1 pseudogene is annotated in these 917 nt (G+C 73.0%); it reads left to right on the forward strand.

Features of this window, described 5'->3' with window-relative positions:
- A pseudogene (locus H4N64_RS44160) lies at window positions 1-917 on the forward strand (IS200/IS605 family accessory protein TnpB-related protein); the annotation flags it as partial.

Raw genomic sequence — 917 nt, forward strand, 5'->3', positions numbered from 1 at the left:
CGGGGACGAGAGGGTTCTCCGCCTGGTCGGCGACCTGCTGGGTTCGCTCGCTTGCCGTGATCTGAAGGCGCGGTGCGCGGCCGGGCTGGAGCACGACAGCAAGCAGTGGGCGCAGCGCAAGCAGGCCCTCACTCGGGAGTCCTCTTCCCGCTGGGCCGGGTCGATCACGAAGGCCACCCACGATCAGTGGGCGCTCGCCCGGCGCGGCCAGCTCGCCCACGTCCAGAGCCTGCAGGCCGGGATCGCGACGATCGAGCGCCGCCTGTCCCTGCCGGTGGGCGATAAGGGCAGCAAGCAGGCGCCGGGCGGCTATCGCAGCCCGCGGGTGTGGCATGCGAAAAGGCGCCGCCTGGGTGTGCTCGAAGACCGGCTGCAGCAGGTGCGGGCGGACCGTGAGGCCGGGGTCGTGCGCGTGGTGCGTGGCGGGAAACGGCTGCTGAACACGCGCCACCACCTGGAGGCGGCCGGGCTCACCGAGGAGCAGTGGCGGCATCGGTGGCAGGCCGGGCGCCGGTTCCTCGCCGCGGACGGCGAGTTGGGCAAGCGGTTCGGCAACGAGACCATCCGGGTCACCGACGACGGCGAGGTCTCGATCAAGCTGCCCGCGCCGCTGGCGCATCTGGCGAACGCCCCGCACGGCCGGTACGTGCTCACCGCGAAGGTGTCGTTCGCGCACCGGGGTGAGCAGTGGGCCGACCGCGTGGGAGCGAACCGGGCGGTGGCCTACCGCATCCACGAAGACACCGGCCGGGGCCGCTGGTACCTGACCGCGTCCTGGACGATCCCCCCGGTCCCCACCGTGCCGCTTCAGGCGGCCCGCACGCAGGGCCTGATCGGGGTGGACACCAACGCCGACCACCTTGCCGCCTGGCGCCTCGATGCACACGGCAACCCCACCGGCCATCCCCGACGCTTCG

The organism is Streptomyces cupreus (genome assembly GCF_014257025.1).
GTDB classification, from domain to species: domain Bacteria; phylum Actinomycetota; class Actinomycetes; order Streptomycetales; family Streptomycetaceae; genus Streptomyces; species Streptomyces cupreus.